The sequence below is a fragment of the Niallia sp. 01092 genome, assembly GCF_052318935.1.
In the GTDB taxonomy this organism is placed as follows: Bacteria; Bacillota; Bacilli; order Bacillales; family Cytobacillaceae; genus Niallia.
On sequence record NZ_JBQRKO010000028.1, the window covers coordinates 47,628 to 53,807 of the forward strand.

The 6,180-nt window shown below is 38.0% G+C and carries 6 protein-coding genes; all 6 read right to left on the reverse strand.

The window, feature by feature from the left end; all coding sequences use genetic code 11:
- Nucleotides 1-4: 4 nt before the first annotated feature.
- The 6 genes from hisG to hprK all read right to left on the reverse strand — a co-directional run bounded on the left by hisG (nucleotide 5) and on the right by hprK (nucleotide 5,647).
- Nucleotides 5-649, reverse strand: coding sequence for an ATP phosphoribosyltransferase (gene hisG / locus ACTXGU_RS20025; protein ID WP_443483291.1), 645 nt, complete (start codon nucleotides 647-649; stop codon nucleotides 5-7).
- Nucleotides 646-1,830: an ATP phosphoribosyltransferase regulatory subunit gene (locus ACTXGU_RS20030; protein ID WP_443483292.1), complete on the reverse strand. Its 1,185-nt coding sequence runs from the start codon at nucleotides 1,828-1,830 to the stop codon at nucleotides 646-648. Before ACTXGU_RS20030 ends, hisG begins: the two co-directional genes overlap by 4 nt.
- Before the next feature lie 544 nt (nucleotides 1,831-2,374).
- Entirely contained in the window at nucleotides 2,375-2,908 is a 534-nt protein-coding gene (locus ACTXGU_RS20035) for an acyltransferase (RefSeq protein WP_443483293.1), read from the reverse strand.
- Nucleotides 2,905-3,558 (reverse strand): pyrophosphatase PpaX, encoded by a 654-nt coding sequence (gene ppaX / locus ACTXGU_RS20040; protein WP_443483294.1) that lies wholly within the window; start codon nucleotides 3,556-3,558, stop codon nucleotides 2,905-2,907. Before ppaX ends, ACTXGU_RS20035 begins: the two co-directional genes overlap by 4 nt.
- Nucleotides 3,559-3,852: 294 nt before the next feature.
- On the reverse strand, nucleotides 3,853-4,665 hold the full coding sequence (gene lgt, locus ACTXGU_RS20045; protein ID WP_443483295.1) for a prolipoprotein diacylglyceryl transferase: 813 nt from the start codon (nucleotides 4,663-4,665) through the stop codon (nucleotides 3,853-3,855).
- A gap of 58 nt (nucleotides 4,666-4,723) precedes the next feature.
- The gene (gene hprK / locus ACTXGU_RS20050; protein ID WP_443483296.1) at nucleotides 4,724-5,647 is read right to left on the reverse strand and encodes an HPr(Ser) kinase/phosphatase; all 924 of its coding nucleotides are present in this window, start codon (nucleotides 5,645-5,647) and stop codon (nucleotides 4,724-4,726) included.
- Between the last annotated feature and the right edge of the window lie 533 nt (nucleotides 5,648-6,180).

Below are 6,180 nucleotides of genomic sequence, written 5' to 3' on the forward strand. Positions count from 1 at the left end.
GTTACTATCTAGTTAATGAGTTTCCTTTTACCACATTATTTAATCGTTCTACTAAATCGCTGATTCGATTGTCTTTCATTCGATAACTTGCTGGATTAACAATTAATCGCGACGTTATATCCACGATTCTTTCATATTCTACCAAGCCGTTTTCGAGTAATGTTTTACCTGTTGAAACAATATCGACAATTCGATCGGACAGACCAATGATTGGTGCAAGTTCTATTGATCCGTTTAGCTTGATAATTTCCACTTGTGAACCTTGTTCGCGGAAATAAGCTGCAGCGACATTCGGATACTTTGTTGCAACTCTTGGTGCAAAATCATTTAATTCTGTGTTTGGCAATCCGGCAACGGCTAAGTAGCAAGCACTAATATTTAAATCGAGCAGCTCGTATACATCTCTTTCTTCTTCAAGCATAACATCTTTTCCGGCGATGCCTAAATCGGCTACACCATGTTCTACATATGTTGGTACATCCATTGGTTTTGCTAAAATAAACCGGAAATTCTCTTCTTCTACATCAATAATTAATTTACGAGAATCATCAAATTCAGGAGGCAGCTTATACCCTGCTTCACGCAAGAGGTTAGCAGCCTCTTCAAAAATACGTCCTTTAGGCATGGCAATTGTTAATATATCTCTCATTTCACAACCTCCATTCCTGCTTTCCCAACTAATAACGTAATTTCATCATATTGTTTCGTACATGCATCCACATTTTTTACCCCATTTATATCTTGCGTAATGACTTTAATTCCTGCTGCTCTCTTTTCTTTTGCTAGTTCAAACGCTTCTTTTCTGCGGTCGCCGCTAAATAAAATGCAATGAATATTGTTTGTTCTTTCAAACTTTCCAAGTGCTTCTAATAAATGGTCGATGCGGATGGCAAAACCAGTTGCACCTGTTGATTTTCCAAACTTCCCGAGAAGCAGATCGTATCTTCCGCCGCTTCCAATTGGAAAACCTACTCCCTCTGCATATACCTCATATAAAATTCCTGTGTAATAGCTCATATGACTTACTAGCGTTAAATCAAATTTCACAAACCCTTTTTCTTCATAATCCAATAAAATATCCCATAGCTGTTTTAATTCATCGATTGCTTTTTTGCCGATTCCATCTTCAATCAGCTCATAAGCAAGTTCAATTACTTCTTCGCCGCCTCTTAGTTTTAAGAATTGATACAATCTTTGTTTATCAATACTCGATAAAGACAGATTATCAACATGCTGGCGGTAGCCTACATAATTTTTTTCGTACAAATATTTTGTTAAGGCATCTGCTCTTTCTTTTGTTCCTAAAATTTGCAAAAAGAAGTCTTGCACAAAGCCGATATGTCCGATGGATAGTTGAAAGTTTTTCACTCCTGCTTCTTGTAAAGAGGAGATCATTAACGCAATCCCTTCACCATCCGCACTAATTGTTTTATCACCAATATATTCAACGCCTATTTGCTCAAACTCTGCTGGGCGTCCACCTTCACGCTGCTGTGCGCGAAATACGGACGCATTATAGGCAAGACGTAAAGGAAGTTCTTCACTTAATAGCTTAGATGCCGCAACACGGGCAATTGGCGCTGTCATATCCGGGCGAAGAACTAATGTGTGGCCTTGTTGATCTAACAACTTAAATAGCTGCTGATCTAAAATGGCTGAAGAAGATCCAACCGTTTCATAATATTCTAATGTAGGCGTTTCAATAAATTGATATCCCCATTTTTTAATATCTTCTTCCATTTTTCTTTTCACATTATTTTTTATTTCATATGTTTTTGGTAATGTATCTCTCATGCCTAAAGGCTTTTCAAACATAAATAAACTGCTCATATTCACACCTCATAAAGAATTTTCCGAATACTTTAGTTCGCTAATATGCTAACAAATTAAAGAGTTATCTGTAGTTTACTCTTCCTTCTTCTTTTGGTCAAGTAAAAAAAGACCATTTTTTACTGCTTTTCATTCTGGATTCTTTATTTTTTATCATGTGCAATTTTTTAATAAAGGCTACCCTGAAAAGTGTGGTGTTCTTGTGAGTAGTCCGCAGCCGGCATACACTTCGCTTTCCATGGGGCGGGCGTCGAGCCTCCTCGTCGCTAGCGCTCCTGCGGTCTCGCTTTCCCGCAGGAGTCTTCGTGTATTCACGCTGCTCTGCGCTATAAATGTGGAGACTGCTTCTTTCCATGCGCCATGGTGCAAATTTTGTTGCATGGATCTCTCTGTTAAACTTGCCTGTTGATTTGTAGCGGGCGGTTCGGGAGCTCCCTCTAACTTGCATTCCCTGCAGGAGTCTCATGCCTGGAACGAAAATCAACAATGAGCTTTAACATAGCCTAACAAAAAAGGCAACTCTATAAAAAGTCACCTTATTGTTTTATTCTTCTACGATATAAGCTGGAGCATGTTTTTTCCGTTCTTTCATCTCTTCTGCTGAATAGATGATTGTCATCGGGTTGCCGCCAACAAAACTTCCTGAGGGCACATCTTTATGAACAAGAGTCCCTGCTGAAACAATCGCTCCATCTCCAATTTTTACGCCTGGCAAAATGGTCGAATTTGCACCAATCATTACTTCATCGCCAATTTCTATCTCACCTAATCTATATTCCTCAATTAAATATTCATGGGCAAGAATAGTCGTATTATAGCCAATAACTGTGTTTCTACCGACTTTAATCTTTTCTGGAAACATGATATCGAGCATTACCATTAAAGCAAAGGATGTTTGTTCCCCAATTTTCATTCGCAAAAAAGTACGATACAGCCAATTCTTGCAACGTAAAAATGGCATATATCTTGCTAGTTGAATAATGATAAAATTTTTTATTACCTTTAAAAAAGGTACGGTTTTATACACATGCCATAAGGAATTGGCCCCACTTACAGGGTAACGGGTTGTTCTTCTCATTCAGCCTTCACTTCAGGAATAGATAGTAGATCTTGCATTTCATCAAAAATATAATCTGGATTATATCCTTGTAAAAATTCTCTTCCTTTTAATGACCAAGCTACTCCCGCTGTTAACGTTCCCGCATTTTGACCGGCTTGGATATCATGATAATTATCTCCAATCATGATTGCTTCTTCTGGTTTTGCCTGCAATTTATCTAACGCTAAATGAATAGGTTCTGGATCTGGTTTTGCCTTTTTCACATGATCAATAGCGACAATAACCTCAAAAAACTCATGTAGTTTTGTCAGTTTTAGCCCCATATCGACTACATCTGATAACTTGGTTGTAACAATTCCTAATTTAAAACCTTGTTCTTTTAAAGCTTTAACGGTTTCATACACCCCGTCAAAAATAGTGACAACCTTATCATGATTAGCAAGGTTATAAGTTCGGTAGACCTTTATCATTTCTTCTGCTCGATCTTTATCAAGGGAGCTAAACACTTCCTTTAATGACGGGCCCATAAAAGGCAAAACATCTTCTCTTGTATATTTTCCAGGGTAATATTGTTCTAATGTATGAAGATAGGATGAAATAATTAATTCATTTGTATTAATTAACGTTCCATCCAAATCAAACAAAGCTGTATTTATCTTTGCAGCCATTTCACTCTTCCTTTCTTAATGGCTCTGTTAAACTTGCCTGTTGATTTCCGCTTCAGGCGCTCGATTTCCGCGGGCGGTCCGGGAGCCTCCTCGGCGCTGTGCGCCTGTGGGGTCTCCCTCTGACTCGCTTTTCCCGCAGGAGTCTCACACCTTCCACTCCAATCAACATAGTGCTAAAATCAACAAGGAGCTTTAACATAGCCTTCTTAATAAAACCTCCAAAGAAACTCGTGCCTCGTCTCCCGCTATCTTACAAATTGGCGTAGCTCCGTCCCCTTTTCCATCTAAAAATCATTAATAATTTGTATCCAAATAGCGATGATTCGCCAAGCCGCTTTTTCTTCTGAACACGATTGTTACAATGGCAAAAACGATTAAACACAGCGAAATTAATTGCGCCATTCTAAAATCTCCAACCATTAAGCTGTCTGTTCTCAACCCTTCAATAAAGAAGCGACCAATCGAATACCAAATAACATACGACAAAAAGATTTCTCCTGAGCGCAAATTAACTTTTCGTAAAACAAGCAACAAGACAAATCCAATAATATTCCATAATGATTCATATAAAAACGTTGGGTGATAATAAACGCCATTAATATTCATTTGATTGATAATAAATTCTGGCAAGTACAAATTCTCTAAAAACGTACGACTTACTTCTCCGCCATGGGCTTCTTGGTTAATAAAGTTGCCCCAGCGGCCAATTGCTTGACCTAAGATGATGCTTGGCGCAGCGATATCTGCCATTTTCCAGAACGAAATATTTTTTCTCTTCGTAAATATGTATGTTGTGATAACAGCACCAATTAAGGCACCATGAATCGCAATGCCACCAAGCCATATTTTCGGAATATCACTCATATGCTGGCTATAATAATCCCACTCGAATATTACATAATAGACTCTAGCTGAAATAATAGCAATTGGAATGGCCCATAGCATTAAATCCGGAAAATCATCTTTATGCAACCCTCTTCTATTGCCTTCCCTGATCGCTAATAAAAGTGCAAGAATTAATCCTGTTCCGATTATCACTCCATACCAGCGAACATCAATTCCACCAAGTGAAAAAGCAATAGGATCTATTGGCTGTATTTCTTTCACGTTCTTTCCTCCTTAAACATATACGTCCTTCTACCATTTCTAGGTTTATAGGCAAAATCTACTCTTTATCTGAAATAACATTAGCCAGTTTATTTGTAAATTGCTCGGCTGCATTTACGCCCATTCTTTTTAATCGGAAATTCATGGCAGCAACCTCAATAATAACCGCTAAATTTCGCCCAGGACGTACTGGTATTGTTATTTTTGTTACTTCTGTATCGATTATTTTCATTTTCTCTTCTTCTAGACCTAATCGATCATATTGTTTATTTTGTTCCCAAAGCTCCAATGACATAACAATGGAAATCTTTTTATAACTGCGCACTGCTCCTGCACCAAATAATGTCATCACATTTATGATGCCTAATCCGCGGATTTCTAATAAGTGTTCGATTAATTCTGGCGAGTTGCCGACAATGGTATTTTCATCTTCTTGACGAATTTCAACACAGTCATCTGCTACTAATCGGTGCCCACGCTTTACTAATTCCAGTGCCGTTTCACTTTTCCCTACGCCACTTTTTCCCGTAATCAAAACACCCACGCCATAAATATCTACTAATACACCATGCACAGCAGTTGTCGGTGCTAATTTTCTTTCTAAAAAGTTCGTTAATCTACTGGAAAATAACGATGTTTTTTGTTTAGAACGCATAACAGGAACAGAATATTGCTCCGATGCCTCGATTAATTCAGCTGGTACCTTTTTATTTCTTGTAATAATGATTCCTGGTGTAATATCACTGCAAAGTCGACCTAATCTCGACTTTTTTTCATCATCGCTTAATTTACTTGCAAAAGAAAGCTCCGTTTTCCCTAATAATTGAATACGCTCTGCTGGATAATAGTCAAAATAACCCGCCATTTCTAAGCCAGGTCTAGATATATCACTGACCGTAATTGGTCTATTAATCCCTTCTTCTCCACTTACTAATTCTAAATCAAATTCCTTAATAACGTCTTTTATTAATACTTTCGCCAATGGAGTTCCTCCTTAAAAAGGTTCAATGCTGTTTAGACTCCCTATACATTCTAGTTCATTTAAACATTCACTTTATTTTAGCATTATTCACCAAATTTATGCTAGATTCCTTATCTAAAATCAGAATAAACGTAGTAAATCCATGCTATTCACTGCTTAAAGTAATGGCTCTGTTAAACTTGCCTGTTGATTTCCGTTCCAGGCGTTCGCTTTCCACGGGCAGTTCGGGAGCCTCCTCGTCGCTGTGCGAGTCAAAGTAAAAAAGAAATGGATGTTTTAAAAAGGCTGTTTTCGTATAGATTGTTGCTTTTAAACCCTCAGCCTGAATACACTTCGTCCGTTTAGCGAGCGTCGAGCCTCCTCGTCGCATACGCTGAGGCTACTGAAAAACTTTCGTTTTTTTGCTTATGTTTGAATGTAGACATATAAAAGGCAACTTGTCCCCAAAATTAAGACATCAAGTTGCCTTTTTCCTTGTCTATTTTTCCTCTTTTTCTTGAAGAAGTTTTAGAATCCTCTTGAGATTGACGGCG

Bases quoted from the DNA above. Each gene is read 5' to 3' on its own strand.
- hisG (WP_443483291.1), bottom strand. From the start codon at position 649: ATGAGAGATATATTAACAATTGCCATGCCTAAAGGACGTATTTTTGAA.
- ACTXGU_RS20035 (WP_443483293.1), bottom strand. From the start codon at position 2,908: ATGAGAAGAACAACCCGTTACCCTGTAAGTGGGGCCAATTCCTTATGG.
- ppaX (WP_443483294.1), bottom strand. From the start codon at position 3,558: ATGGCTGCAAAGATAAATACAGCTTTGTTTGATTTGGATGGAACGTTA.
- ACTXGU_RS20030 (WP_443483292.1), bottom strand. From the start codon at position 1,830: ATGAGCAGTTTATTTATGTTTGAAAAGCCTTTAGGCATGAGAGATACA.